A 24,029-nucleotide genomic window follows, 5' to 3' on the forward strand; every position below is an offset into this window, starting at 1 on the left:
GCCGGTTGCTCGGGCAACAGGAGCCTACTGTTCAGCGGCGGGACTTGGCCGCCTTCGGAGCGACCAGGCGGGCTCCGGCCCACGAGTCGCCCACGCTGACGTTGGAGGTCTGCGAGAGCCCGGCCGTCGGTGCGGCCTCGGCGATCTCGCTGGGCTCGACGTGTCCGGGGCGCCCGGTCTTCGGGGTGAGCACCCAGATGACCCCGCTCTCCGCGAGGGGCCCGCCGGCGTCGACGAGCGCGTCGACGAGGTCGCCGTCGCCCTCCCGCCACCACATCAGCACGAGATCGACGACGTCGACGGCGTCCTCGTCGAGCAGGTCGTCGCCCGCTCTCTCCTCGACGGCGTCGCGCACCGCCTCGTCGACGTCGGTGTCCCACCCGAGTTCCTGGACGACCATGCCCGGCTCCACGCCGAGCTTGCCCGCGATGTCGGACTGCCGTCCGGCATCTTCCGCGGCGACCACGCCTGTGTACCCCACTCTCCTGCTGTCGGTCCGGATGTGGAATCCGAACACGTGACCCGATGACGCGCAACCACGCGTTACGGGATCCTACGTCGGAGGGCACGATAGGGGATGACCCCGACGGACACCGAGTCCGAGACCCCACGAGCTACGCCATGCAGGGAGATCCCTTGACCGGCCAGACCACCGGCGGAGCACCGCGCGTCAACATCATCCGCGACGGGCTCGCCGCCCACCTGCCCGACATCGACCCGGAGGAGACGGCCGAGTGGATCGACTCCTTCGACGCCGTCCTCGACGCGGCCGGACAGCAGCGCGCCCGCTACCTGATGCTGCGGATGCTGCAGCGCGCCCGGGAGCGCCACGTCGGCGTCCCCTCGCTGACCAGCACGGACTACGTCAACACCATCCCCACCGACCGCGAGCCGTGGTTCCCCGGTGACGAGGAGGCGGAGCGCGCGTTCCGCCGCTGGATCCGCTGGAACGCCGCGATGACGGTGCACCGCGCGCAGCGCCCCGGGATCGGCGTCGGCGGTCACATCTCGTCCTACGCCTCGTCGGCCACGCTCTACGAGGTCGGCTTCAACCACTTCTTCCGCGGCAAGGACCACCCGGGCGGGGGCGACCAGATCTACATCCAGGGCCACGCCTCCCCCGGCGTGTACGCCCGCGCCTACCTCGAGGGCCGCCTCACCGAGGACCGCCTCGACGGCTTCCGTCAGGAGCTCAGCCACGGCGGCCCCGGCCACGGCCTGCCCTCCTACCCGCACCCGCGCCTCATGCCGGACTTCTGGGAGTTCCCCACGGTCTCGATGGGCCTGGGCCCGATGAACGCGATCATGCAGGCGCGCTACAACCGCTACCTGGGCGACCGCGGCTTCACCAACACCGACGACCAGCACGTGTGGGCGTTCCTCGGCGACGGGGAGATGGACGAGCCCGAGTCGCGCGGCCAGCTGCAGATCGCGGCCACCGAGGGCCTCGACAACCTCACGTTCGTCGTCAACTGCAACCTGCAGCGCCTCGACGGCCCGGTCCGCGGCAACGGCAAGATCATCCAGGAGCTGGAGGCGTTCTTCCGGGGCGCCGGCTGGAACGTCATCAAGGTCGTGTGGGGCCGGGAGTGGGACGCGCTCCTGCACGCCGACCGCGACGGCGCGCTGATCAACCTCATGAACACCACGCCCGACGGCGACTTCCAGACCTACAAGGCCAACGACGGCGCCTACGTCCGCGACCACTTCTTCGGCCGCGACCCGCGCACGAAGGCCCTGGTCGAGCCCATGACCGACGCCCAGGTCTGGAACCTCAAGCGCGGCGGGCACGACTACCGCAAGGTGCACGCGGCCTACGCGGCGGCGCTGGAGCACCACGGCCAGCCCACCGTCATCCTGGCGAAGACGATCAAGGGCTACGGCCTGGGCTCGCACTTCGCCGGCCGCAACGCCACGCACCAGATGAAGAAGCTGAGCCTCGCCGACCTCAAGGAGTTCCGCGACTCCCAGCGGATCCCGATCACCGACAAGCAGCTCGAGGCCGACCCGTACCTGCCGCCGTACTACCACCCCGGCGAGGACGACGACGCCCTGCAGTACATGCGGGAGCGCCGCCGCAGCCTGGGCGGCCCGCTGCCCAGCCGCCGCGTCACGGCCAAGCCGCTCGTGCTGCCCGGCGACAAGGTCTACGACTTCGTGCGCAAGGGGTCGGGCAAGCAGGAGGTCGCCACGACCATGGCGTTCGTCCGGCTGCTGCGCGAGCTGATCAAGGACAAGGACATCGGCGACCGGTTCGTGCCGATCATCCCCGACGAGGCGCGCACGTTCGGGATGGACTCCATGTTCCCGACGCAGAAGATCTACAACCCGAACGGCCAGCAGTACACCTCGGTCGACGCCGAGCTCATGCTCGCCTACCGCGAGTCCGAGCAGGGGCAGCTGCTGCACGAGGGCATCAACGAGGCGGGCTCGGTGGGCTCGTTCACCGCCGTCGGCACCTCGTACGCCACGCACGGGCAGCCGATGATCCCGGTGTACGTCTTCTACTCGATGTTCGGCTTCCAGCGCACCGGCGACTCGATCTGGGCCGCCGCCGACCAGATGGCCCGCGGGTTCCTGATCGGCGCCACCGCCGGGCGCACCACGCTCACCGGTGAGGGCCTGCAGCACAACGACGGTCACTCGCTGCTGCTCGCGGCCACCAACCCGGCCGTGCTGGCCTACGACCCGGCGTTCTCCTACGAGGTCGCGCACATCGTCAAGGACGGCCTGCGGCGCATGTACGGCAGCAGCGCTCCCGCCCACCCGGACACCCTCGAGGGCGAGAACGTCATCTACTACATGACGGTCTACAACGAGCCCTACGTGCAGCCGGCCGAGCCCGCGGACGTCGACGTCGACGGGCTGCTGCGCGGCATCCACCGGATCGCCACGACGGCGCGCGAGGACGGGCCGCAGGTCCGCCTCCTCGCGTCGGGCGTCGCGGTGCCGTGGGCGCTGCAGGCGCGCGACATGCTCGCCGAGCAGTGGGGCGTCGGGGCCGAGGTGTTCTCGGTGACGTCGTGGGGCGAGCTGCGCCGCGACGGCGTCGAGGCCGAGCGGCACAACCTGCTCCACCCCGACGACGAGCGCCGCACGGCGTTCGTCAGCCAGGCGCTGGCCGGGGACGCCCCGGTCGTCGCCGTCTCGGACTGGATGCGGGCCGTACCGGACCTGATCCGCCAGTGGGTCCCGGCGCGCTTCACGACGCTGGGCACCGACGGGTTCGGCCTGTCCGACACCCGGCCGGCGGTGCGGCGCCATTTCAACGTCGACGCCGAGTCCATCGTCGTCGCGGCGCTGCAGTCGCTGGGCGCCGAGGGTGCCGTCGACGCGTCCGCGGCGGCCGAGGCGGCGGCGAAGTACCGCATCGACGACCCCCGGGCCGCGGGGCCGCAGACGAGCGACAGCGGCGTCGCCTGACGGGCGCGGGGCCGCCTCCGTCGCACCGGCGGCGGCCCCGCGCGCGGCTCCTTACCACCTCCGGGCCCCGGAACCACAAACGCACAGGTCATTTGGGTCTCGGCAGACGGCGATTCTCGCGATACGCTCCGCGCGACGCCGACCTCGTGATCGCGGACGGTGTCCCGACCGGGCCGCGTACTCCAGGTCTCCGGGCGGACGTCGCCGGGGCGTGGGTCCTGGCTGAAGGTACGAGGAGAGCAAGAATGGCAGAGGGCACCGTCAAGTGGTTCAACAGCGAGAAGGGCTACGGCTTCCTCGCTCCTGACGGTGGTGGCGCGGACGTGTTCGTGCACTACTCGGCAATCCAGACCAACGGCTACAAGAGCCTCGACGAGGGCCAGCGCGTGTCGTTCGACATCGAGCAGGGCCAGAAGGGGCCGCAGGCCACCAAGGTCGAGCCGCTCGGCTGAGCAGCCCCACATCCCGCACGTCGTCACGCCGGACGGTGGGCACCGTCCGGCGTGACCCCCCTGTCGAGCCGCCTTCCGGGGCCGCTCAGCCGAGGGTCGCGTGCATCTCCCACACGAGCACCTCGGCCCCGTCGGGCCCGGCCGTCAGCCGGCGGCCGTCCGACGCGGTGATCCGCGCCGAGTCGCCCGCCTGCAGGACCCCGGCACTCTCCAGCTCCACCGCGCCGCGCGCCACGAACAGGTGCGCCAGCGGGGAGGTCGGGAGGGACACCACCGCACCCGCCGTGGGGCGGGCCGCGTAGAGCGCCGCGTGCTGCTGGCTGATCGAGATGGCCTTGTCCGAGGCGTGCTTCCCCATGCCCGAGGCCACGACCACGAGCCCTCCCCCGTCGAGCTCGGAGGAGATGTCGAGCTGCTCGTAGCCCGGCGCCACGCCGCTCTCGTCGGGCACCACCCACATCTGCACGAAGTGGACGTCGGTGGCCGCACCGACGGCGTCGTTCTTCTCCGAGTGCAGGATCCCGGTGCCGGCGCTCATGCGCTGCGCGAGGCCGGGCGTGATGAGCCCGGAGTGGCCGGTCGAGTCCTGGTGCACCAGCGAGCCGTCGAGCACCCACGTGACGATCTCCATGTCGCGGTGCGGGTGCGTGTCGAACCCGCTGCCCGCGCGCACGACGTCGTCGTTGCTCACCATCAGCACGCCGAAGTGGGTGTTGTCCGGGTCGTAGTGCGATCCGAACGAGAAGCTGTGCTTCGAGTCGAGCCAGTCGATCCGGGTGGCGAACCGGTCACCGGCACGCCGGACGTCGACGGCCGGGGTCAGGGTGGTGGACATCGGGGCCTCCTCACGTGGTTGTTGACTTCGCAACTACCTCGGGTCTCGCGCCATTCCCGCCTGCAACCGGGGCGCCTGCGATGATGCCGCACGTGCCGGTCCGCAGGTCCACCGTGCGCCGCCTGGAGCTCGCGGCGGGCGGCCTCGCGACGGCATGCCTGGCCGCCATGGAGGACCGGCTCCCCTGGTTCGCGCGCCTGCCGGCCGAGCAGCGGGCCGGCGTCCTGCTCGTCACCCAGACCGGGGTCAGCAACTTCGCCGCCTGGCTGACCCACCCCGGCGAGACGATCCGGCTCACGGCCGAGGCGTTCCGGATCGCCCCCCGCGACCTGGCCCGGCGGCTCTCGCTGCGTCAGACCGTCGAGCTCGTCCGCGTGGCCACCGACGTGTTCGAGCAGCACCTGCCCCCGCTCGCGGCCGACGACGCCGAGCACCGCGTGCTCGTCGAGGCGATCCTGCGATTCGGCCGCGAGATCGCCTTCGCCGCGGCCACCGTCTACGCGGGGGCGGCCGAGACCCGCGGCGCGTGGGACGCGCGGCTGGAGGCCCTCGTCGTCGACGCCGTGGTGCGCGGCGAGGCCGACGACGCCATGGTCTCCCGCGCCGCCGCGCTGGGCTTCGACCCCGCCGTCGCGCTGCGGGTCGTCGTCGGCTCGACGCCCGCCGACGTCCCGGAGGAGGCGCTGGGCGAGCTGCGCCGCCACGCCCACCGCTCGGGCCGCTCGGTGCTCGTCGGCGTGCAGGGCCAGCGGCTGATCGTGCTGCTGTCCGAGCCGTCGCGCGCGCGCACCCCGGCGGGGTCGCTGCGCGGCCTGGGCCGGATCGTCGACGGCTTCGGGCCGGGCCCCGTCGTCCTGGGGCCGGTGGTGGGCGACCTGACCGCCGCCCGGGCCAGCGCCCGTGAGGCCCTGGGCGGACTGCGTGCCGCCCCGGGGCGCCCGGACGCGCCCCGTCCCGTCGCGGCCGACGACCTGCTCCCCGAGCGCGCGCTCTGCGGTGACCCCGACGCCCACCGCGCGCTCACCGCCCTGCTCGCCCCGCTGCACGCCGCGGGCGGGTCGCTGCTCGACACCCTCACCGCCTACCTCGACGGCGGCGGCGCGCTCGAGTCGTGCGCCCGCGCGCTGTTCGTGCACCCCAACACGGTGCGCTACCGACTGCGCCGCGTGAGCGAACTCACCGGCCGCCACCCGTCCGAACCGCGCGACGCCCAGGTGTTGCGCACGGCGCTCGTGACGGCCAGGTTGAACCCCGATGAGCTGCGGAATCCCTACAACGAACGGCAGGACGGCGATGTGCTCCGGTGAGGTCGGCTCGCGTGCCTTGGTAGGAGTCCCACAAAACGACGCGGGAGGATTCGTGCCCCCCGGCATGCCCGTGGCGGGCCCGCGACGTGTTGGGTTCGTGCTGTGATCGCGCTGCTCGCTCCCGGACAGGGATCCCAGACCCCCGGCATGCTCTCCCCCTGGCTCGCCGACCCCGACGCCGAGAAGCAGCTGGCGGCGTGGTCCGACGTCGCCGGGCTCGACCTCGTGCGCCTGGGCACCACCGCGGAGGCCGCGGAGATCAAGGACACGGCGGTGACGCAGCCGCTCGTCGTCGCCGCGGCGCTGCTGGCCGCGGCCCGCCTCGAGCTCCCCCTCGACGTGCCGGTCGCCGGGCACTCGGTCGGAGAGCTCGCCGCGCTGGCGATCGCCGGCGTCATCACCCCCGACGCCGCCGTGGCGCTGGCCGCCGTGCGCGGCCGGGAGATGGCCGCGGCCTGCGCGCTGGAGCCGACGGGCATGAGCGCGGTCCTGGGCGGGGACCCCGACGCCGTGCTCGCCCGCCTCGCCGAGCTGGGTCTCGACCCGGCCAACCGCAACGGCGGCGGCCAGGTCGTGGCCGCCGGCCCCGTCGACGCCCTCGCCGCGCTCGCCGAGAGCCCCCCGGAGCGGGCGCGGGTCATGCCGCTGCCGGTGGCCGGCGCGTTCCACACGCGCTTCATGGCCACGGCCCAGGACGCGCTGCGCACCCACGCCGAGGGACTGCCCACGAGCGAACCCGTCCGGCCCCTGCTGTCCAACGCCGACGGAGCCGTCGTCACCGACGGCGCCGACGCCCTGCGCCGCCTGGTGGACCAGGTCACCCGCCCCGTACGGTGGGACGCCTGCATGGACGCGCTGCGCGAGCTCGGCGTCACCGCGACGGCCGAGCTGCCGCCGGCGGGGGCGCTCACCGGGCTCGTGAAGCGGGCCCTGAAGGGCACCACCACGCTCGCGCTCAAGACCCCCGGGGACCTCGACGCGGCGCACGAGCTGATCGGAGCCGACCGATGACACCGGTACTGCGTCTGGCCGAACCCGCCGCCGGGGCCCGCCTGCTGGGGCTGGGCAGCCACTCGCCCGAGCGCGTCGTCACCAACGACGAGCTCGCGCAGCGGATCGACACCGACGACCAGTGGATCCGCGAACGCGTGGGCATCCAGAGCCGGCGCGTCGCCGCCGAGGACGTGTCGCTCGTCGACATGGCGTCGGACGCCGGGGCGCGCGCCGTCAAGGACTCCGGGCTCGACCCGTCGGAGATCGACGGCGTGCTGGTCGCCACCTGCACGATGCCCAACTTCATCCCGAACGCCGCGGCGCAGACCGCGGAGCGCATCGGCATCCGCGCCCCCGCCGCGTTCGACCTCAACGCCGCCTGCGCCGGGTTCTGCTACGGCCTCGGCATGGCCGCCGACATGGTGCGCGGCGGATCGGCCCGCAACGTGCTCGTCATCGGCGCCGAGAAGCTGTCCGAGTGGCTCGACTGGGACGACCGCTCCACCGCGATCATCTTCGCCGACGGCGCGGGCGCCGCGGTGATCGGTCCGGCGCCCGACGCGGCCTCGGTGGGTGTCGGCCCCGTCGCCTGGGGCAGCGCGGGCGAGATGAACCAGGCCATCCGGATCCTCGACGGCCACGGCTCGAAGAACGGCGGCGCGCTGCACCAGGAGGGCCAGGCGGTGTTCCGCTGGGCCACCACGCAGGTCGCGCCGGTCGCGCTGCGCGCCATCGAGCTCGCCGGCCTCGCCCCTGCCGACATCGACGTGTTCGTGCCGCACCAGGCCAACCTGCGCATCATCGAGGCCGTCGCGAAGAAGCTGCGCAAGCAGGGTGCCCGCGAGGACATGCGCGTGGCCGACGACATCGTGCACTCCGGCAACACCTCGTCGGCGTCGGTGCCGCTCGCCCTGGACCACATGCGCGCCGACGGCCGCATCCGCCCGGGCGACACCGTGCTGCTCGTAGGCTTCGGCGCGGGCCTGTCCTACGCCGGGCAGGTCGTCCGCTTCCCGTGAGCGGCGCGTTCCTCCGGCTCCACCCCTGATTCCCCCACCACCAGAAGGAGTTCCCGTGGCAGACAAAACCGAGATCCTCGCCGGCCTGGCCGAGATCGTGGAGGAGGTCGCCGGCATCGACACCGCCGAGGTCGACGCCGACAAGTCCTTCGTGGACGACCTCGACATCGACTCGCTGTCGATGGTGGAGATCGCCGTGCAGGCCGAGGACAAGTTCGGCGTGAAGATCCCCGACGACCAGCTGGCCGAGCTCAAGACGGTCGGTGACGCGGTGGACTACATCGCGAAGAACCAGTGACGACGACCGGCACACTCTTCACCGCGGAGGCGCGATGAGCACGGGCGACATCGAGGTCGTCGTCACCGGACTGGGAGCGACGACCCCACTGGGTGGCGACGTCACGTCCACCTGGGAGGCGCTGCTGGCCGGCAAGTCCGGCGTCCGGCGGATCGACGACGACGAGCACGAGTGGGTCACCCGGCACGACCTGCCGGTGAAGATCGCCTCGCCGCTCGCGGTGTCGCCGCTCGAGGTCATCCCGCGCGTCCAGGCGCGCCGCCTCGACCGCTGCGAGCAGGTGGCGGTCGTGGCGGCCAAGGAGGCGTGGGCGCACGCCGGTCTCGGTGGGCGGGACGACATGCAGGTCGAGCCCGAGCGGCTCGCCGTCGTCATCGGCACCGGGATCGGCGGCGCGGTCACCCTGCTCGACCAGGACGACCTCCTGGAGGGCCCCGGCCTGCGCAAGGTCTCCCCCCTCACCGTGCCCATGCTCATGCCGAACGGGCCCGCGGCCTGGGTCGGCCTGGAGCTGGGTGCCAAGGGCGGGGTGCACGCGCCGGTCTCGGCGTGCGCGTCCGGCGCCGAGGCGATGGCGTGGGCGATGCGCCTGCTCCAGGCGGGCGAGGTCGACGTCGTGGTCGCCGGCGGCGCGGAGGCCTGCATCACCGGCATCACCGTCGCCGGGTTCGTGCAGGCCCGCACCCTGAGCCAGCGCAACGACGAGCCGCAGCGGGCCTCGCGCCCGTTCGACACGCACCGCGACGGCTTCGTCCTCGGCGAGGGTGCCGGGATCGTGGTGCTGGAGCGCGCCGAGTTCGCGGCCGCGCGCGGGGCCACGGTGCACGGCCGGCTCGCCGGCTTCGGCATCACCGCCGACGCATACCACATCACGGGCCCCGACCCCGAGGGCACGGGACAGGCGCGCGCGATCACCAAGTCGATCGAGAAGGCCGGGGTCGCCGCGGCGGACGTCACGCACGTCAACTGCCACGCGACCTCGACGGTGGCCGGCGACGTCGGCGAGACCCGCGCGGTCCGCAAGGCCCTCGGCGACCACCCGGTGCTCACGGCGCCGAAGTCGGCGCTGGGTCACCTGGTCGGCGCCGCCGGGGCGGTCGAGGGCATCATCACGCTGCTCTCGATCAAGGAGGGGATCATCCCCGCCACGCTCAACCTCGAGGAGCTCGACCCGGGCGTCGAGCTGGACGTGGTGGCGGGTGAGCCCCGCAAGCTCGACATCACCGCGGCCGTCAACGACTCGTTCGGCTTCGGCGGGCACAACGTGGCGCTGACGTTCGTGAAGTAGTCCGGTCCAGCAGGGAACGGCTCAGCAGGGGACGGCGATCGAGCTGCCGCCCCCGGTCTGCTCGATGAGCGGCGGTACGCCGCTCATCGGCAGCGAGCTGTGCCAGCAGATGCGGCGGGCCGGCACCTCCGGCGGGGCGTCCTCGACGTCCTGGATGCTGACGAACCGCACGCGGACCAGCACCCGTGCGCCCTCCAGGTCGTCGATCCGGTCGATCCGGACGGTGCCGTCCTGCGACGAGTCGTAGGCCTCCCGCCAGGCGGCCTCGTCCAGGGCCGCGCTGCGCTCGGGCACGACGGTGGCCACCCACGCGGCGTAGTCCTTGGCGTTGATGGCGTCGTAGTGGCGCTGGAGCTGGGCCCGCACGAGCTCGTGCGCGGGGTGGGCCAGCGCGTCGGCGGAGAGCAGCACCTCCGACGACCCGACGCCGGACGCCGGGACCGGCGGGGCCGCGCGCAGCGGCGGCGCGAGCGATGCGTTCGACCCGGAGCCGAGCCGCGCCAGCAGGAACCCGGCCAGCAGCAGGACGCCGAGCAGCGCCACCGTCACCGTCGCGCTCCTGATCCGCACGCGGTGCATCCTGCCGCAGGCGGCGCGCGGAGCAGTGCCGGGTGGCCCGGGAGGCTCAGCCGACCTGGTGCAGCCAGGTGACGGGGGCGCCGTCGCCCGCGAGCCGGAAGGGCTCCAGGGCCTCGTCCCACGCGGAGCCCAGCAGGTCGTGCAGGCGACCGGGGATCTGCGTGCTCGTCGAGGTGGCCATGAGGTGGCGCAGCTGGTCCTCGGCCACGACGATGTCGCCGTTGGCGCTCGTGCGCCCGCTCCACAACCCCAGGTTCGGGACGTGGCAGAACCGCTCCCCGTCGACGCCCGGGGTGGGCTCCTCGGTCACCTCGAACCGGAGCATCGACCACGCCCGCAGGGCGCCCGCGATCGCGCCCCCACTGCCGGCCGGGCCGTTCCAGGTGCACTCCGCGCGGAGCTGACCCTGGACGGCGGCCTGGGGGGTCCAGTGCAACGAGACCTTGGTCCCGAGGACGCCAGAGATCGCCCACTCGACGTGCGGACAGACCGCAGTCGGCGACGAGTGGACGAAGACCACGCCGCGTGCGTTCACTGCAGACCTCCAACGTCGACGAGGATCGTCTTCCCCTACGTCCTCGCGTCGTGGCGCGCCTGCTGCTCTAGATGTCCGGGTCGCACCCGGGCTCGGTGATGTTGGGCGCGAGTCTGCCCGCTCCCGCCCGCCGCTGCCAACACCCCGGGGCCGCCCGGGCGTGTCGCGCGGTCAGCGCACCGGCACCCCGTCGACGTAGGTGTTGCCGGCCGCCTCGGCGGCCGCCGGGAGGCGCAGCGGGGCACGCACGGCGTCGTGGGCGAAGCGGTTGTCCAGGACGTGCACGTCGTCCCCGGTGCCCTCGTCCTGCAGCACGGAGTACTGCCCGCCGCCCAGCACGTTGGACCGGACGACGATCGGCCCGTCGCCGCCCGCGGGCGAGACGTGGACCGCGCTGCGGTGCTCCCCGCCCATCCGGACGGTCGTGTCCTCGACCACGACGTCGGACCCCGTCAGCGTCAGCCCGTCGACGTCGGTGCCGGGTGCGAAGCGCGACAGGACGCTCGCACGGAGCCTGCTGCCGGCGCCCGCGTGCGCGCCGTCGCCGCCCACGCCGACGACCTCGATCCGCTCGGCGGTCCACCGGTCACCGCCCACTGCGGCCTCGGTGAAGCGACCGGTGAGCGTGGTGTCCTCGATCCGGACCGACCCGGCCGCGGTCGTGACGACCCCGTAGGCGCGCGAGCCGTCGCCGGTGATCCGGCTGCGGCGCACGACGACGTCCGCGGCGTCGACGACGATGCCGCCGCGCAGGTCCATCCCGTCGACGACCGTGCCGGGCGTCGTGATCGTCAGCGGGCCGGTCGCGCAGAGGCGGACCGAGGGTGGCAGGCCGACGCTCCCCCGCTCCGGCGCGGCGTAGGGCCCGGCGGCCGCGCACCCCGTGGACGACACGGGAGCGAGCGCGACGACGGGCGGCGCCACGGCGAACGTCGCGCCGTCGGTGGCGACCACCACCCCGGACACGGCGACGCCGAACGCGACGAGGGCGAGGCACAGGCGCCCCGCGCCGGGAACGGACACGGCGGAGAGAGTACGGCCGATCAGCCCAGCACCTGTGCGGATCACCTACGTGGAGTGAATCGTTATCACGATGTGTAGTGAGCGACTCCGTCCTGCAACGTGATCGACACAGCTCCCCGCTCGACGAGGACGTCGAGGTGCGCCAGCGTCTCCATGACCGCCAGCATCGCGTTGAAGTCGTCCATGTCGGCAAGGCTCCTGCGGTGCCGCGTCCAGGGCAGCGCCTCCGCCACGGCCAGGCCGGTGGAGCGACCCTCGCGCACGGCGGCGAGCGTGGCGTCGAGGCGGTCGCCGTGGTGCTCCAGCAGGGCGTCGACGCGCTCGTGCACGCGCATGCCGATCGGGCCGTGGGCGGGCAGCAGCACCGCGTCCTTGCGCGAGCGGATGAGCTGCAGGGAGGTGAGGAAATCGGTGAGCGGGCTCACCGAGGGGTTGGGCTCGAAGCCGATCGACGGGGTGATCCGCGGCAGCACGTGGTCGCCGGCGAACAGCAGCCCGGCGGCGTCGTCGGCGAAGACGAGGTGCCCGCGCGTGTGGCCCGGCGTCTCGACGGCGGTGAGCAGCCGCTGCTCCCCCACCGCGATCTCGGCGCCGTCCTCGATCCACTCGTCGGGCATCTCCCAGACCGAGAGGTCGCCCGCGTCCATCTCCCGCTGCTCGATCCGCTCGACGAGCGCGGCCGCCCCCGCGCGCAGCAGCCGGGTGCGGTGCGCCCTGAACGGGTCGCGGGCCGAGCGGTTGACCTCCTCGAGACCCACTTGCTCGCCGCGCCCCACCGCCACCCGCGAGCCGAACTCGCGCCGCAGGGTCACGGCCTGCGTGTAGTGGTCGCGGTGGATGTGGGTCACGAGGAACCGGCGGACGTCGCCCAGCCCCGCACCCAGCTGCGCCAGGGCCGCCGCGAGCAGCTCGCGCGACTCGGCCAGCGCCCAGCCGGAGTCGATCAGCGTCCAGCCGTCGCCGTCGGGCACCGCGTAGACGTTGACCGCGCGCAGCCCGTCCTGCGGCAGCGGGAGCGGGATGCGGTACACGTCGGGGGCGCAGCGGAACAGACCGGCGCTGGTCCAGTCGCCGTCCGGGTCGTCGTCGAGGATCACCGCCCGACCCTATGCGCTACCACTCGCGGGCACCGCGCACCACCCGGCCGCGCCTCACGATCACGCACTCCGCGTGCCGAACCGGACGGATCGGGCCCTGATGCCACCCATCGGTGCAGATCGGATCACCCCGGAGGGTGGCCCCTGCTCCCGTACTGTCCCACCCACGGTGAACAGCGCCCCTCGGGGGCGGGACGAGAGGCGTGGGCAGGATGGCTGCAGAAGTGCCGGGGATGATCGGCGCACCGTTCCTCACCGTGGCCGAGGTGGCGGACCGGATGCGGGTCTCGAAGATGACGGTCTACCGGCTCGTCCACAGCGGGGAGCTGCCGGCGGTGCGGTTCGGGAGGTCGTTCCGCGTCCAGCGGAGCGCGGTGGAGGAGCTGATCCGCGACGCGCGGTACGAGGCGGGGTGAGAGCGGACGGCGGTGCGGACACGTGGTCGTCATCGACGGCTGCGACGATCACGGGGTGCACCGTCGTCACGTCACCGCGTTCCTCGAACTGGACGTCACCGAACCCGCCCTGCTCGCCTTCCAGGTGGCGGCCGCGACCCGGCCCGCCGAGGAGCGCCTGTCCATCACGTGCGACGGCGAGGCGGTCCCCTTCAGGGAGGTCGCAGCCCCGCACGAGGGGCGCCTGCACGTGATCGACGCACAGGTGGGGCGCACGGTGCTGGAGTACTCGGCCACCGTCGAGGGCGCCCTACCCGCGCCGGAGACCACCGAGCTCGACCTGCTGGCCTATCGCAGGCCCAGCCGCTACTGCCCGTCCGACCGGCTGCTCTCGATCGCCAACGGCGAGTTCGACGGCATCGACGACACCGGCGAGCTCGTCTCCGCCGTCCGCGATTTCGTCTACGGCCGGCTGTTCTACCTGGGCGGCTCCAGCAAGCCCACCGACGATGCCATCGACACGCTGCTGCTCGGCGAGGGCGTGTGCCGCGACTACGCGCACCTCGTCGTCGCCCTGCTGCGGGCCCGCGACGTGCCCGCGCGGCTCGTCGCCGTCTACGCGCCGGGCCTGGACCCGATGGACTTCCACGCCGTCGTCGAGGCGTGGGTGGACGGGTCGTGGCGGGTCGTCGACGCCACCGGGCTCGCTCCGCGGCCGTCGATGCTGCGGATCGGCACCGGCCGCGACGCCGCCGACACCGCGTTCCTCTCGGTGCACCACGGCATGGCCGAGCTGCTGTCGGTGAACGTGCTCGCCGTGGTCGACGAGCTGCCCAACGACGACGGCACGGCGGTCGTTGCGCTGTCCTGAGCCCGTCGGCGTCACCTCGTGGAAACGGCACGGTGACCGGGCGCTCCTACCCTCGGCCGGACCATGGCCACCGTCCACGCCCTGCCCACCGGTACCGAGCTGCAGTTCCGCATGGTGCACGGCTACCGCCGGGCGTTCCGCATCGCCGGGTCCGGCCCGCCACTGGTGCTCGTGCACGGGATCGGCGACAGCTCGGCCACCTGGGCGCCGGTCCTGCCCGCGCTGGCCCGGCGCCACCTGGTGATCGCCCCCGACCTGCTCGGGCACGGCAGCTCCGACAAGCCGCGCGCCGACTACTCCGTGGCCGCCTACGCCAACGGCGTGCGCGACCTGCTCGGCGTCCTGGGCGTCGAGCGGGCCACGCTCGTCGGGCACTCCCTCGGCGGCGGGGTGGCGATGCAGTTCGCGTACCAGTTCCCCGAGCGCACCGAGCGGCTCGTGCTGGTGGGCAGCGGGGGCGCCGGGCCCGACGTCACCCCGGTGCTGCGGGCGATGACGCTGCCCGGGGCCGCGGCGGCGCTCGGGCTGCTGCGACTGCCGACCGCGCGGCTGCAGGTCGGCGCCGGCGTGGCGCTCCTGCGGCTGCTCGGCACCGACCTCGGGCAGGACGCGCCCGATCTCCTCCGCATGGTCGACGCCCTGCCCGACGCCACCGCCCGCGCCGCATTCATCCGCACGCTGCGCGCGGTCGTCGACTGGCGGGGCCAGGTGGTGACGATGCTCGACCGCTGCTACCTCACCCGCGGCATGCCCACGATGCTGGTGTGGGGCGCCCGCGACGCGGTGGTGCCCGTCGCGCACGCCCACCGCGCCCACGACGCGATGCCCGGGAGCCGGCTGGAGGTCTTCCCCGGCGCGGGGCACTTCCCGTTCCACACCGACCCGGTGCGCTTCGTCGACCTGCTGGAGGACTTCCTCGCGACCACCGCGGCGGCGCGGTGGAGCCCGCACCAGTGGCGGGAGCTGCTGCGCGACCCCGAGCCCGGCCCGCTGCACGCGCCGGACCAGCGCAACGCCACCTGACCGGCCGCGTCGGCCTCCGGGCCCTGGGGCAGGACCTCCGCGGAGGCGCGGCACTGCAGGAACGGGTCCAGCGGCGCCCCCGTCGAGACGACCGGCCCCATCGTCGGGTTGGCCCGGACCGCCTCCAGGTCGCGCACCTCGTCCTCGACCTGCGCCCGTCCTGCGGTCACGCTCATGCGAACCGTCCTCCGTGGGTCGCCCCGCGGCGCGGGGCATCCAGGACGGGGGCCGACGGACGGGCGCTCCGGCGACCGTCCGAACCCTGACCTGCGGCAACCGGCCGCAGGTCAGGGGCGGGACGGGTCAGCTGCAGCCGCTGGTGCTGCCGCAGCCCTCGCACAGGTAGCAGGAACCCGCGGGGCGCATCTTCGTGCCGCAGGTCATGCAGAGCGGGGCGTCGGCGGCCTTGCCCAGGCGCAGTTCGAGCAGCTCGGTGGAGCTGCCGACCTCGACCGGGGCCCTCGACGCGCCGGCCGGGGTCGCCGGGGCGGACGACCCGGTCTCGACGCCCTGGCGCAGGCCCTCGACGTCGACGACCTCACCGTACTGGTCGGCCACCTGCGCGGTGCGCTCGTCGGCGGAGAAGATGCCGAGCTGCGCGCGCTTCTCGTAGGGCAGGTGGTCGAGCGCGAGACGCCGGAACAGGTAGTCCAGGACGCTCGTGGCGATCCGGACGTCCGGGTCGTCGGTCATGCCCGCCGGCTCGAAGCGCAGGTTGGAGAACTTCGAGACATAGAACTCCAGCGGGATGCCGTACTGCAGGCCCACCGAGATGGACATGGAGAACGCGTCCATGACGCCCGAGAGCGTGGAGCCCTGCTTGCCGAGCTTGACGAAGATCTCGCCGAGGCCGTCGTCGGGGTAGGAGCCCGCGGTGAGGTAGCCCTCGGCGCCGCCGACGGTGAACGACACCGTCTCGCTCGGGCGCTTCTTGGGCAGGCGGCGCCGGACCGGGCGCTGCTCGACGACGGTGACGGTCTCCTTCTCCCCGCCGCCCGACGACTTGGCCGACTTGCCCGCCGACAGCGGCTGGCCGACCTTGCAGTTGTCGCGGTAGATCGCGAGCGCCTTGAGGCCGAGCTTCCAGCCCTCCAGGTAGACGCGCTCGACGTCCTCGACGGCCGCGGTCTCCGGCATGTTGACCGTCTTGGAGATCGCGCCGGACAGGAACGGCTGCACCGCGGCCATCATCCGGACGTGCCCCATGGCGGCGATGACCCGCTCGCCCATGGCGCAGTCGAACACCTCGTAGTGCTCCGGGCGCATGCCCGGCGCGTCGACGACGTGCCCGTGCTCGCCGACGTACTCGACGATCGCCTCGGCCTGCTCGGGCTGGTAGCCCAGCTTCGCCAGGGCGCGCGGCACCGTCTGGTTGACGATCTGCATCGACCCGCCGCCGACCAGCTTCTTGAACTTGACCAGCGCCAGGTCCGGCTCGATGCCGGTGGTGTCGCAGTCCATCATCAGGCCGATGGTGCCGGTGGGAGCGAGCACGGAGGCCTGCGCGTTGCGCCAGCCGTTGCGCTCGCCGACCGCCAGGCAGTCCTTCCACGCGATCGTGGCGAGCTTGTGGATGCCGCTGCTCGCGGGGAACGTGCGGACGTCGTCGTTGGCGGCGGCGTGCTTGCGCATGACGCGCTGGTGGGCGCTGGCGTTGCGGGCGTAGCCGTCGTACGGGCCGACGACGCCGGCCAGCTCCGCGGAGCGCTTGTAGGACGCGCCGGTCATCAGCGAGGTGATGGCCGCGGCCAGCGAGCGGCCGCCCTCGGAGTCGTAGGCGTGGCCGGTGGCCATCAGCAGGGCGCCGAGGTTGGCGTAGCCGATGCCGAGCTGGCGGAAGGCGCGGGTGGTCTCGCCGATCGGCTCGGTCGGGAAGTCGGCGAAGCAGATGGAGATGTCCATCGCCGTGATGATGAGCTCGACCGACTTCTGGAAGCGGACGGCGTCGAACTGGCCGTCGTCGCCCAGGAACGTGAGCAGGTTCAGCGAGGCGAGGTTGCAGCTCGAGTTGTCGAGGTGCATGTACTCCGAGCACGGGTTGGACGCGGTGATGCGGCCCGATTCCGGAGTGGTGTGCCAGTCGTTGATGGTGCCGTCGTACTGGATACCGGGATCGGCGCAGGCCCAGGCGGCCTCGGCGATTCCGCGGAACAGCTTCTTCGCGTCGACGGATTCGATGACCTCACCGGTCATCCGCGCGCGGAGGCCGAACTCCGAGCCCGATTCGACGGCGCGCATGAACTCGTCGGTGACGCGGACGGAGTTGTTGGCGTTCTGGTACTGCACCGAGGTGATGTCGGCGCCGCCGAGGTCCATGTCGAAGCCGGCGTCGCGCAGCACGCGGACCTTGGCCTCCTCCTTGGCCTTGGTCTGCACGAACTCCTCGATGTCGGGGTGGTCGACGTCGAGGACGACCATCTTCGCCGCGCGCCGCGTGGCGCCGCCGGACTTGATGGTGCCCGCGCTGGCGTCGGCGCCGCGCATGAACGAGACCGGGCCAGAGGCGGTGCCGCCCGAGGACAGCAGCTCCTTGGAGCTGCGGATCCGGGAGAGGTTGAGGCCCGCGCCGGAGCCGCCCTTGAAGATCAGGCCCTCCTCGCGGTACCAGTTGAGGATCGACTCCATCTCGTCGTCGACGGCGAGGATGAAGCAGGCGCTGACCTGCTGCGGGGAGCTCGTACCGACGTTGAACCAGACCGGGGAGTTGAAGCTGAAGACCTGGTGCAGCAGCATCCACGTGAGCTCGTGGGCGAAGACCTCGGCGTCGGCCTCGGTGGCGAAGTAGCCGTTCTCCTGGCCCGAGCGGTGGTAGACCCCGACGACGCGGTCGATGAGCTGGCGCAGGCTCGACTCGCGCTCGGGCGAGCCGACGGCCCCGCGGAAGTACTTGCTGGTGACGATGTTGGTGGCGTTCACCGACCAGCTGCTCGGGAACTCGACGCCGCGCTGCGCGAAGTTGACCGTGCCGTCGCGCCAGTTGGTCATGACGACGTCGCGGCGCTCCCACGTCACCTCGTCGTAGGGGTGCACGCCGGCGGTGGTGTGGATCCGCTCGATCGTGAGGCCCGCGGGGCGGGACGAGCGCGGAGCCTTCTTCCCGCGTCCGGACGTGGTGCCGACGGTCTCGGTCATGGGTGTTCCCTCTCCTGCGCACACGACGGACAGGGTCCGGGCGCGCCAAGTACGGCATGGGTGTCGGGGCGTGACGGTCGAGCTGCGCGCTGTCGTAGGAGACAACGGCACGGGGCGTGGTGACGGCGCGGCGATGCGGCCGGCGGCCGCGTGGGGCCGCCGATCGGTGGGTCGGTCAGGTGGGCGCGGCGCGGGCTGGTGTGTCGCGCGCCGGCGTGTCGCGCAGGTCGGCGATCTCCTTCTCGAAGTCCTCGATCGAGGAGAAGGAGCGGTAGACGCTCGCGAAGCGGAGGTAGGCCACCTCGTCGAGCTCGCGGAGCGGCCCGAGGATGGCCAGGCCGACCTCGTGGCTGGGGATCTCGGCGGTGCCGCCCGCGCGGACGGCCTCCTCGACACGGGCCGCGAGCTGCGCCAGCGCGTCCTCGTCGACGGGGCGGCCCTGGCAGGCCCGTCGGACGCCGCTGACGACCTTGTCGCGGCTGAAGGGCTCCGTGACCCCGCTGCGCTTGACGACGGCCAGCACCGCTTCCTCGACGGTGGTGAACCGGCGCCCGCAGGAGGCGCAGGAGCGCCGGCGGCGGGTGGCGACCCCGTCGTCGACCTCGCGGGAATCGATGACCCGGCAGTCGGAGTGACGACAGAAAGGGCAGCGCACGAACACCACCTCCGACGAGCCGAACCCCATCCCTGGGCTAACGACGTCCATGTAACCACAACATGTAGGGGCAGCAAAACCGGGGAGCCACTATCCCTGGCCCATGTCGTCCGAACGGGAAGGCGACCCCGGCGACGTCCGGCGCCCCGCGCGGAGCGTCAGCCGCCGACGGCGCCCGTCACCTGCAGGGACGGCGGCACCACCGCTGTGGGTGACGACGTCGTCACCTCCGAGGGACGGTCGGCGTGGCGGGCCGCCGCGGCGACGTCGGCCAGCAGCCCCAGCAGCACGACGACCGCTGCCGAGAGCAGCGCCATGCCGATCGTGGCCGCCATCCGTCGGCGGCGCAGGACCTCCGGCGGCAGCACCGGGACCGTGCGCAGCAGCACGCGCCCGCCGCGGCGTCCGGGCGCGGCGGCCCGACGCTCGCCGGCCCACTGCTCCCCCGCCCACCTCTCCCCTGCGTGCTGCGGGCCCCCTGCGTGCTGCGGGCGCGGCGGCTGCACCGGGCGCGCGGCCGCGGCCACCACCCGTGGGCGCACCGGACGCGGCCCGTGGGCCCGACCCCGCCGCGGCAGCGCGCGCCCCGGGCGCACCGCGGGCTGGGGGGCCGCGGCGGACCGCGGGGCCGCCGGGTGCGGCGCCGTCGGGCGCAGGGCCGTGCCGCCCCGCCGCATTCCGTCCTCGATCTGATCGTGCACCGGACTCCACCTTCCGCTCGGACCGCCCGTGCCGTTCGCCGTTCCGTTCCTGGTGGCCGTTCGAACGACGAACAGGTGTTCGAACGAGCGCTCCGCGATGTGTACCACCGACCACCGACAGAATCGAGGAAACGGGGCGTGTCGTTCGAACATGTGTTTGGCGGGAGCCGGGATCGGGGCTACGGTCGTGGTCACGACGGCGGAACCGGTGCGCGCGAGCGCGCCCGCCCGCCACGGCACGAACGGTTGCCGGGCACTCCGGGAACCGCGCGGAATCGACGAGGAGGCGCGAGCACATGGCACGGGACGAGCCCGGCCGGACGGGTGGCGACGACGAGGGGGTGCGCCCCGGGCCCACCGCCCAGGTGAGCACGTTCCCCGACCCCGCGAGCGCCCCTGTCGGCCTCACTCCCCGCCAGCGCAAGGTGCTGGAGGTCATCCGCGACTGGGTGGAGCGCCACGGCTACCCGCCGAGCGTGCGCGAGATCGGCGACGCCGTCGGCCTGACGTCGACGTCGTCGGTGCACCACCAGCTCCGCACGCTGGAGCGCAAGGGCTACCTGCGGCGCGACCCCAACCGCACCCGCGCGGTCGACGTCCGCCCGCCCGACGACCAGCCCGAGGTGCCGCCGTCGGAGTCCGGCGTCGTCGAGCGGCCGGCGCCCGCGTTCGTGCCGCTCCTGGGCACGATCGCCGCCGGCGGGCCGATCCTGGCCGAGCAGGCGGTGGAGAGCGTGTTCCCGCTGCCGCGCGAGATCGTCGGCGAGGGCACGCTGTTCCTGCTGCGGGTCCGCGGTGACTCGATGGTCGAGGCGGCCATCACCGACGGCGACTGGGTGGTCGTGCGCCAGCAGCCCGTCGCCGAGAACGGCGAGATCGTCGCCGCGATGATCGACGGGGAGGCCACCGTCAAGACGTTCACCCGCCGCGACGGGCACGTCTGGCTGATGCCGGCCAACGCCGCCTACGACCCGATCCCCGGCGACGACGCCACCGTGCTCGGGCGCGTCGTCACGGTGCTGCGCCGCCTCTGAGACCGGCTCCTCCGGTGCCGGCGCGGTCCGGGCCGGGCACCACCACCACCGGGTAGCGGGCGGTGCGCACCAGCACCCCCGCCACCCCGCCCAGCAGCAGCCGCTGCATGAACCGGTAGCCGCGCGAGCCCACCACCAGCAGGTCGGTGCGGTCGGGCAGCGCGGCGAGGGTGGCGGCCACCGGCCCCACCACGACGTCGCTCAGCGCGTCGACCTCCACGGGCAGCGACGCGATCCCCTTGTGCGCGAGCGCCTGCGCGGCGGGCACGCCGGCGTCGTCCTCGGCCACGGACACCACGCGCACCGCGGCCCCGGTGCGCCCGGCGAGGTGCACGGCGACGGTCATCGCCCGGTCGGCCTCGGCGCTGCCGTCGTAGGCCACCGCCACCACCGTCATCGTCCCCGTGCCGGTGTGCCGGTACCCGCGCGGCGCGATCGCCACCGGGCAGCGCGCGAGCGGCAGCAGCCGCTGCACCGTGCGGCCGGGCGCGAGGCGGCCCAGCAGCCCGTGGCCGGTGGAGCCCACCACGAGCACGGCCGCGCCCACGTCGTCGGCGTGGTCGGCGAGCACGTCGGCCACCGAGCCGGGCGTGAGCGCCGTGAACTCCGGCTCGGCGTCGCCCCAGCCGTCGCCGATGATCTCCCGCGCCCGGCGGAACCGGCCCGCGGCGACCGTGCGCGCCTTCTCCCGCCACCGCGGGTCGCGCGCGACGACGGCGAGGCCGCGGGCGTCGACCGGGTAGACCGTGGCCACCACCGCGCTCAGGCCCGTGAGCCGGGCCAGCTGCGCGCCCAGGACGAGTGCGTCGTGCCCGCCCGGCGTGTCCTCGTAACCGGTGACGATCGGCACCGCGCCCCCCTCCGACCGTGATCACGCTATCGGCGTGGGCGGCGGGGCCGGTTACGCGCGTGCTACGGCACCGACGGTCTAGCGGCCCCGCGCCCGCAGCGACAGCGCCGCCGCGAGCAGCACGAGCACCCCGACCGTCACGCCGCCGCCGATGAGCGCGGGCAGCCACTCCGGCGCGGGCGGCTCCGCGGGGGCGGCGGGCTCCGCCGCGGGCGGGGTGAACGGCTCCGCGGCGAGCGCCGCGGCCCCGGGCACGGCCCGCAGCTCACCGGGCTCGCCGCCGCGGGTCTCCGAGCCCGAGAGCAGGGTGCCGTCGGGCTCGAACGCCACGGCCTCCCCCTGCGGCTCGCCGGGCAGCGGGACGCGGGCGGGCTCCCCGGCGAACGCGGCGGCGAGGTCGCCGTCGGGCACCGGGAAGAGCCAGGCGTCGGTGTAGGTCCGCAGCGCGACGACCCGGCCGTCGGCCGACGCGCCGGCGCCGGTGACGGTGCGCGAGCCCACGCCGCCGATCGGCCCGCCCTCGGTGTCCGACGCCGGCAGCGACACCTGCGCCACCCGCTCCAGCGGGAACGGGCCGCGGCCCTCGGGCGGCGCGGCCGGACGGTAGACCCCGGCGGGTACGCCGACCTCCTTGGTGATCACGTACGGCACCCCGGACGCGTCGACGAGCAGCGCCTCGGCGTCGTGCGGGCCGTCGGGGTAGGTGAAGCGGTGCAGCCGGGCGTCGCCGCCGCGCTCCAGCACGATCGCGGCGACGGTCTCGCGCGAGCGGTCGTTGTCGCCGGTGTCGGCGACCCACAGCTCACCGTCGGGCCCGAGCGCGAGGTCCTCGGCGTCGAACGGGTCGACGTCGGCGGTGCGCGTCTCGACCACCTCGCAGTCGGCGTCGAGCCGGTGGACGTCGACGCGGCGGCCGCCGTCGCTCATCGCCCACACCCGCCCGTCGTCGACGACGAGCCCGGACAGCTCCGCCAGCCGGTCGTCGGTGACGGTGCAGCGGGTCTCGGGCGCGGCGGCGGGCGGCGCGGCCACCGTCAGCACGAGGGTGGCCGCGGCGAGCAGGCGGATCAGCGCGAGCCCTCCACCAGCACGTACGGCAGCACGGCGGTGGCCAGCTCGGCGCCGACCCGCGCGTGCATCCGGGTGCCCTCGGGCGTGTGCTCCTCGGTGAGCACCTCGCCCTCGGCGTGCACGCGCGCGACGAGCGAGCCCTCGGTGAAGGGCACGAGCACGTCGACGTCGACCTCGGGCCGCGGCAGCATCTCCGCGATCCGCGCCTCGAGCCTGTCGATGCCGTCGCCGCGGCGGGCGGAGACGAACACGGCGTCGGGCAGGAGGTGGCGCAACCGGGCGAGCTGCAGGTCGCCCGCCGCGTCGGTCTTGTTGACGACGAGCAGCTCCTGCGGCATCCGCCCCTGCTGCTCCTCGCCGACCTCGACCAGCACCTGGCGCACGGCCTTGATCTGGTCCTCGGGCAGCGGGTCGGAGGCGTCGACGACGTGCACGAGCAGGTCGGCGCCCGCCGTCTCCTCCAGCGTGGACCGGAAGGCCTCCACGAGCTGGTGGGGCAGGTGGCGCACGAACCCGACCGTGTCGGTGAGGGTGTAGGTGCGCCCGTCGCCCGTGGACGTGCGGCGGGTGGTCGGGTCGAGGGTGGCGAACAGCGCGTCCTCGACGAGCACGCCCGCGCCCGTGAGCGCGTTGAGCAGGCTCGACTTGCCGGCGTTGGTGTAGCCGACGATGGCGACGCCCGGGATCTCGTTGCGCCGCCGCGAGCCGCGCTGGGTCTCGCGGATCTGCTTCATCGAGCCGATCTCGCGGCGCAGCTTGGACATGCGGTTGCGGATGCGCCGCCGGTCGAGCTCGATCTTGGTCTCACCGGGGCCGCGGCCGCCGATGCCGACACCCCCGGCGGCACGGCCACCGACCTGGCGGGACAGCGCCTCACCCCAGCCGCGCAGGCGCGGGAGCAGGTAGGACAGCTGGGCCAGCTCGACCTGCGCCTTGCCGTCCCGGCTGCGGGCGTGCTGGGCGAAGATGTCGAGGATCAGCGCGGTGCGGTCGACGACCTTGACCTTGAGCTTCTCCTCCAGCTGCCGCAGCTGCCCGGGCGAGAGCTCGCCGTCGCAGATCACGGTGTCGGCGCCGGTGGACTGCACGACGTCGCGCAGTTCGTCGACCTTGCCGGAGCCGATGTAGGTGGCGGGGTCGGGCCGCGGGCGGCGCTGGATCAGCGCGTCCAGGACCTGGGAGCCGGCGGTCTCGGCGAGCCGGGCGAGCTCCTCCATCGACCCGCGGGCCTGCTCGGAGGTGCCCTCGGTCCACACGCCGACGAGGACCACGCGCTCCAGCCGGAGCTTGCGGTACTCGACCTCGGTGACGTCGGTGAGTTCGGTGGAGAGCCCGACGACGCGACGGAGCGAGGAGCGTTCCTCGAGCTCGTAGTCGCCGGTGGCGTTGGAGCGGGCTGGAGTCGAAGTGTCAGGGACTGGTTCGGTCATCGTGTTCGTCATGCTCCC

The 24,029-nt window shown here is 73.6% G+C and carries 23 protein-coding genes; 11 read left to right on the forward strand and 12 right to left on the reverse strand.

The window, feature by feature from the left end:
• Positions 1–31: 31 nt before the first annotated feature.
• Entirely contained in the window at positions 32–466 is a 435-nt protein-coding gene (locus I4I82_RS05425; protein ID WP_218593018.1) for a DUF3052 domain-containing protein, read from the reverse strand.
• Between the two features lie 170 nt (positions 467–636).
• Here I4I82_RS05425 and aceE point away from each other — a divergent pair, with 170 nt between their 5' ends.
• Both aceE and I4I82_RS05435 read left to right on the forward strand, forming a co-directional pair.
• Positions 637–3,423: a pyruvate dehydrogenase (acetyl-transferring), homodimeric type gene (gene aceE / locus I4I82_RS05430; RefSeq protein ID WP_226378340.1), complete on the forward strand. Its 2,787-nt coding sequence runs from the start codon at positions 637–639 to the stop codon at positions 3,421–3,423.
• Positions 3,424–3,668: 245 nt separating this feature from the next.
• The gene (locus tag I4I82_RS05435) at positions 3,669–3,875 is read left to right on the forward strand and encodes a cold-shock protein (protein ID WP_172159938.1); all 207 of its coding nucleotides are present in this window, start codon (positions 3,669–3,671) and stop codon (positions 3,873–3,875) included.
• 85 nt (positions 3,876–3,960) lie between these two features.
• Here I4I82_RS05435 and I4I82_RS05440 read toward each other — a convergent pair whose 3' ends face one another.
• Entirely contained in the window at positions 3,961–4,710 is a 750-nt protein-coding gene (locus I4I82_RS05440) for a pirin family protein (RefSeq protein ID WP_218591788.1), read from the reverse strand.
• 83 nt (positions 4,711–4,793) lie between these two features.
• Between I4I82_RS05440 and I4I82_RS05445 the strand changes: the two genes are divergently transcribed.
• From I4I82_RS05445 to I4I82_RS05465, 5 genes are all read left to right on the forward strand, one after another.
• Entirely contained in the window at positions 4,794–6,017 is a 1,224-nt protein-coding gene (locus tag I4I82_RS05445) for a PucR family transcriptional regulator (protein WP_225921053.1), read from the forward strand.
• Positions 6,018–6,119: 102 nt separating this feature from the next.
• Positions 6,120–7,028 carry an ACP S-malonyltransferase gene (locus I4I82_RS05450; protein ID WP_218591790.1) on the forward strand — a complete coding sequence of 303 codons (909 nt, stop codon included), beginning with the start codon at positions 6,120–6,122 and terminating at the stop codon, positions 7,026–7,028.
• Positions 7,025–8,029: a beta-ketoacyl-ACP synthase III gene (locus tag I4I82_RS05455; RefSeq protein WP_218595374.1), complete on the forward strand. Its 1,005-nt coding sequence runs from the start codon at positions 7,025–7,027 to the stop codon at positions 8,027–8,029. The genes I4I82_RS05450 and I4I82_RS05455 overlap by 4 nt, the downstream gene beginning before the upstream one ends.
• A 55-nt stretch (positions 8,030–8,084) precedes the next feature.
• Entirely contained in the window at positions 8,085–8,327 is a 243-nt protein-coding gene (locus I4I82_RS05460; RefSeq protein ID WP_172159928.1) for an acyl carrier protein, read from the forward strand.
• A 34-nt stretch (positions 8,328–8,361) separates the two neighbouring features.
• Positions 8,362–9,615: a beta-ketoacyl-[acyl-carrier-protein] synthase family protein gene (locus I4I82_RS05465; protein ID WP_218591792.1), complete on the forward strand. Its 1,254-nt coding sequence runs from the start codon at positions 8,362–8,364 to the stop codon at positions 9,613–9,615.
• A 21-nt stretch (positions 9,616–9,636) separates the two neighbouring features.
• Here I4I82_RS05465 and I4I82_RS05470 read toward each other — a convergent pair whose 3' ends face one another.
• The 4 genes from I4I82_RS05470 to I4I82_RS05485 form a co-directional block, all read right to left on the reverse strand.
• Positions 9,637–10,185, reverse strand: coding sequence for a hypothetical protein (locus I4I82_RS05470; protein WP_218591793.1), 549 nt, complete (start codon positions 10,183–10,185; stop codon positions 9,637–9,639).
• 55 nt (positions 10,186–10,240) lie between these two features.
• Positions 10,241–10,729 (reverse strand): DUF3145 domain-containing protein, encoded by a 489-nt coding sequence (locus I4I82_RS05475; RefSeq protein WP_218591794.1) that lies wholly within the window; start codon positions 10,727–10,729, stop codon positions 10,241–10,243.
• 171 nt (positions 10,730–10,900) lie between these two features.
• On the reverse strand, positions 10,901–11,752 hold the full coding sequence (locus tag I4I82_RS05480; protein ID WP_218595375.1) for a hypothetical protein: 852 nt from the start codon (positions 11,750–11,752) through the stop codon (positions 10,901–10,903).
• A gap of 65 nt (positions 11,753–11,817) precedes the next feature.
• A complete protein-coding gene (locus I4I82_RS05485) occupies positions 11,818–12,849 on the reverse strand; it encodes an MBL fold metallo-hydrolase (protein ID WP_218595376.1) in 1,032 nt (343 codons plus the stop codon).
• Positions 12,850–13,061: 212 nt separating this feature from the next.
• Between I4I82_RS05485 and I4I82_RS05490 the strand changes: the two genes are divergently transcribed.
• The 3 genes from I4I82_RS05490 to I4I82_RS05500 all read left to right on the forward strand — a co-directional run bounded on the left by I4I82_RS05490 (position 13,062) and on the right by I4I82_RS05500 (position 15,138).
• Positions 13,062–13,265, forward strand: coding sequence for a helix-turn-helix domain-containing protein (locus I4I82_RS05490; RefSeq protein WP_218591797.1), 204 nt, complete (start codon positions 13,062–13,064; stop codon positions 13,263–13,265).
• A 22-nt stretch (positions 13,266–13,287) separates the two neighbouring features.
• Positions 13,288–14,115 (forward strand): transglutaminase-like domain-containing protein, encoded by an 828-nt coding sequence (locus I4I82_RS05495; RefSeq protein ID WP_226369890.1) that lies wholly within the window; start codon positions 13,288–13,290, stop codon positions 14,113–14,115.
• Between the two features lie 63 nt (positions 14,116–14,178).
• Positions 14,179–15,138 (forward strand): alpha/beta fold hydrolase, encoded by a 960-nt coding sequence (locus I4I82_RS05500; RefSeq protein ID WP_225920525.1) that lies wholly within the window; start codon positions 14,179–14,181, stop codon positions 15,136–15,138.
• 303 nt (positions 15,139–15,441) lie between these two features.
• Here the strand turns inward: I4I82_RS05500 and I4I82_RS05505 are convergent, their stop codons facing one another.
• The 3 genes from I4I82_RS05505 to I4I82_RS05515 form a co-directional block, all read right to left on the reverse strand.
• The gene (locus I4I82_RS05505) at positions 15,442–18,270 is read right to left on the reverse strand and encodes a vitamin B12-dependent ribonucleotide reductase (protein ID WP_218595377.1); all 2,829 of its coding nucleotides are present in this window, start codon (positions 18,268–18,270) and stop codon (positions 15,442–15,444) included.
• A gap of 175 nt (positions 18,271–18,445) precedes the next feature.
• Positions 18,446–18,925: a transcriptional regulator NrdR gene (nrdR, locus tag I4I82_RS05510; protein ID WP_172159906.1), complete on the reverse strand. Its 480-nt coding sequence runs from the start codon at positions 18,923–18,925 to the stop codon at positions 18,446–18,448.
• A 158-nt stretch (positions 18,926–19,083) separates the two neighbouring features.
• Entirely contained in the window at positions 19,084–19,626 is a 543-nt protein-coding gene (locus tag I4I82_RS05515; RefSeq protein ID WP_218595378.1) for a hypothetical protein, read from the reverse strand.
• A gap of 296 nt (positions 19,627–19,922) precedes the next feature.
• On the opposite strand from I4I82_RS05515, the gene lexA reads away from it, so the two are divergent.
• Positions 19,923–20,660, forward strand: a complete 738-nt coding sequence (gene lexA / locus I4I82_RS05520) for a transcriptional repressor LexA (protein WP_218594779.1) — start codon at positions 19,923–19,925, stop codon at positions 20,658–20,660.
• Here lexA and I4I82_RS05525 read toward each other — a convergent pair.
• The 3 genes from I4I82_RS05525 to hflX form a co-directional block, all read right to left on the reverse strand.
• Positions 20,638–21,510, reverse strand: coding sequence for a universal stress protein (locus I4I82_RS05525; protein WP_218595379.1), 873 nt, complete (start codon positions 21,508–21,510; stop codon positions 20,638–20,640). The genes lexA and I4I82_RS05525 overlap by 23 nt on opposite strands.
• A gap of 78 nt (positions 21,511–21,588) precedes the next feature.
• Positions 21,589–22,542, reverse strand: a complete 954-nt coding sequence (locus I4I82_RS05530; RefSeq protein ID WP_218595380.1) for an NHL repeat-containing protein — start codon at positions 22,540–22,542, stop codon at positions 21,589–21,591.
• Between the two features lie 35 nt (positions 22,543–22,577).
• The gene (gene hflX / locus I4I82_RS05535; protein WP_218594183.1) at positions 22,578–24,023 is read right to left on the reverse strand and encodes a GTPase HflX; all 1,446 of its coding nucleotides are present in this window, start codon (positions 24,021–24,023) and stop codon (positions 22,578–22,580) included.
• Positions 24,024–24,029: the final 6 nt, after the last annotated feature.

Origin of the sequence: Pseudonocardia oceani, assembly GCF_019263585.2 — a bacterium.
GTDB classification, from domain to species: domain Bacteria; phylum Actinomycetota; class Actinomycetes; order Mycobacteriales; family Pseudonocardiaceae; genus Pseudonocardia; species Pseudonocardia oceani.

Coding starts and splice junctions, on each gene's coding strand:
- I4I82_RS05435 (WP_172159938.1), top strand. CDS start 3,669: ATGGCAGAGGGCACCGTCAAGTGGTTCAACAGCGAGAAGGGCTACGGC.
- I4I82_RS05440 (WP_218591788.1), bottom strand. CDS start 4,710: ATGTCCACCACCCTGACCCCGGCCGTCGACGTCCGGCGTGCCGGTGAC.
- I4I82_RS05445 (WP_225921053.1), top strand. CDS start 4,794: ATGCCGCACGTGCCGGTCCGCAGGTCCACCGTGCGCCGCCTGGAGCTC.
- I4I82_RS05455 (WP_218595374.1), top strand. CDS start 7,025: ATGACACCGGTACTGCGTCTGGCCGAACCCGCCGCCGGGGCCCGCCTG.
- I4I82_RS05465 (WP_218591792.1), top strand. CDS start 8,362: ATGAGCACGGGCGACATCGAGGTCGTCGTCACCGGACTGGGAGCGACG.
- I4I82_RS05490 (WP_218591797.1), top strand. CDS start 13,062: ATGGCTGCAGAAGTGCCGGGGATGATCGGCGCACCGTTCCTCACCGTG.
- I4I82_RS05500 (WP_225920525.1), top strand. CDS start 14,179: ATGGCCACCGTCCACGCCCTGCCCACCGGTACCGAGCTGCAGTTCCGC.
- I4I82_RS05505 (WP_218595377.1), bottom strand. CDS start 18,270: ATGACCGAGACCGTCGGCACCACGTCCGGACGCGGGAAGAAGGCTCCG.
- lexA (WP_218594779.1), top strand. CDS start 19,923: ATGGCACGGGACGAGCCCGGCCGGACGGGTGGCGACGACGAGGGGGTG.
- hflX (WP_218594183.1), bottom strand. CDS start 24,023: ATGACGAACACGATGACCGAACCAGTCCCTGACACTTCGACTCCAGCC.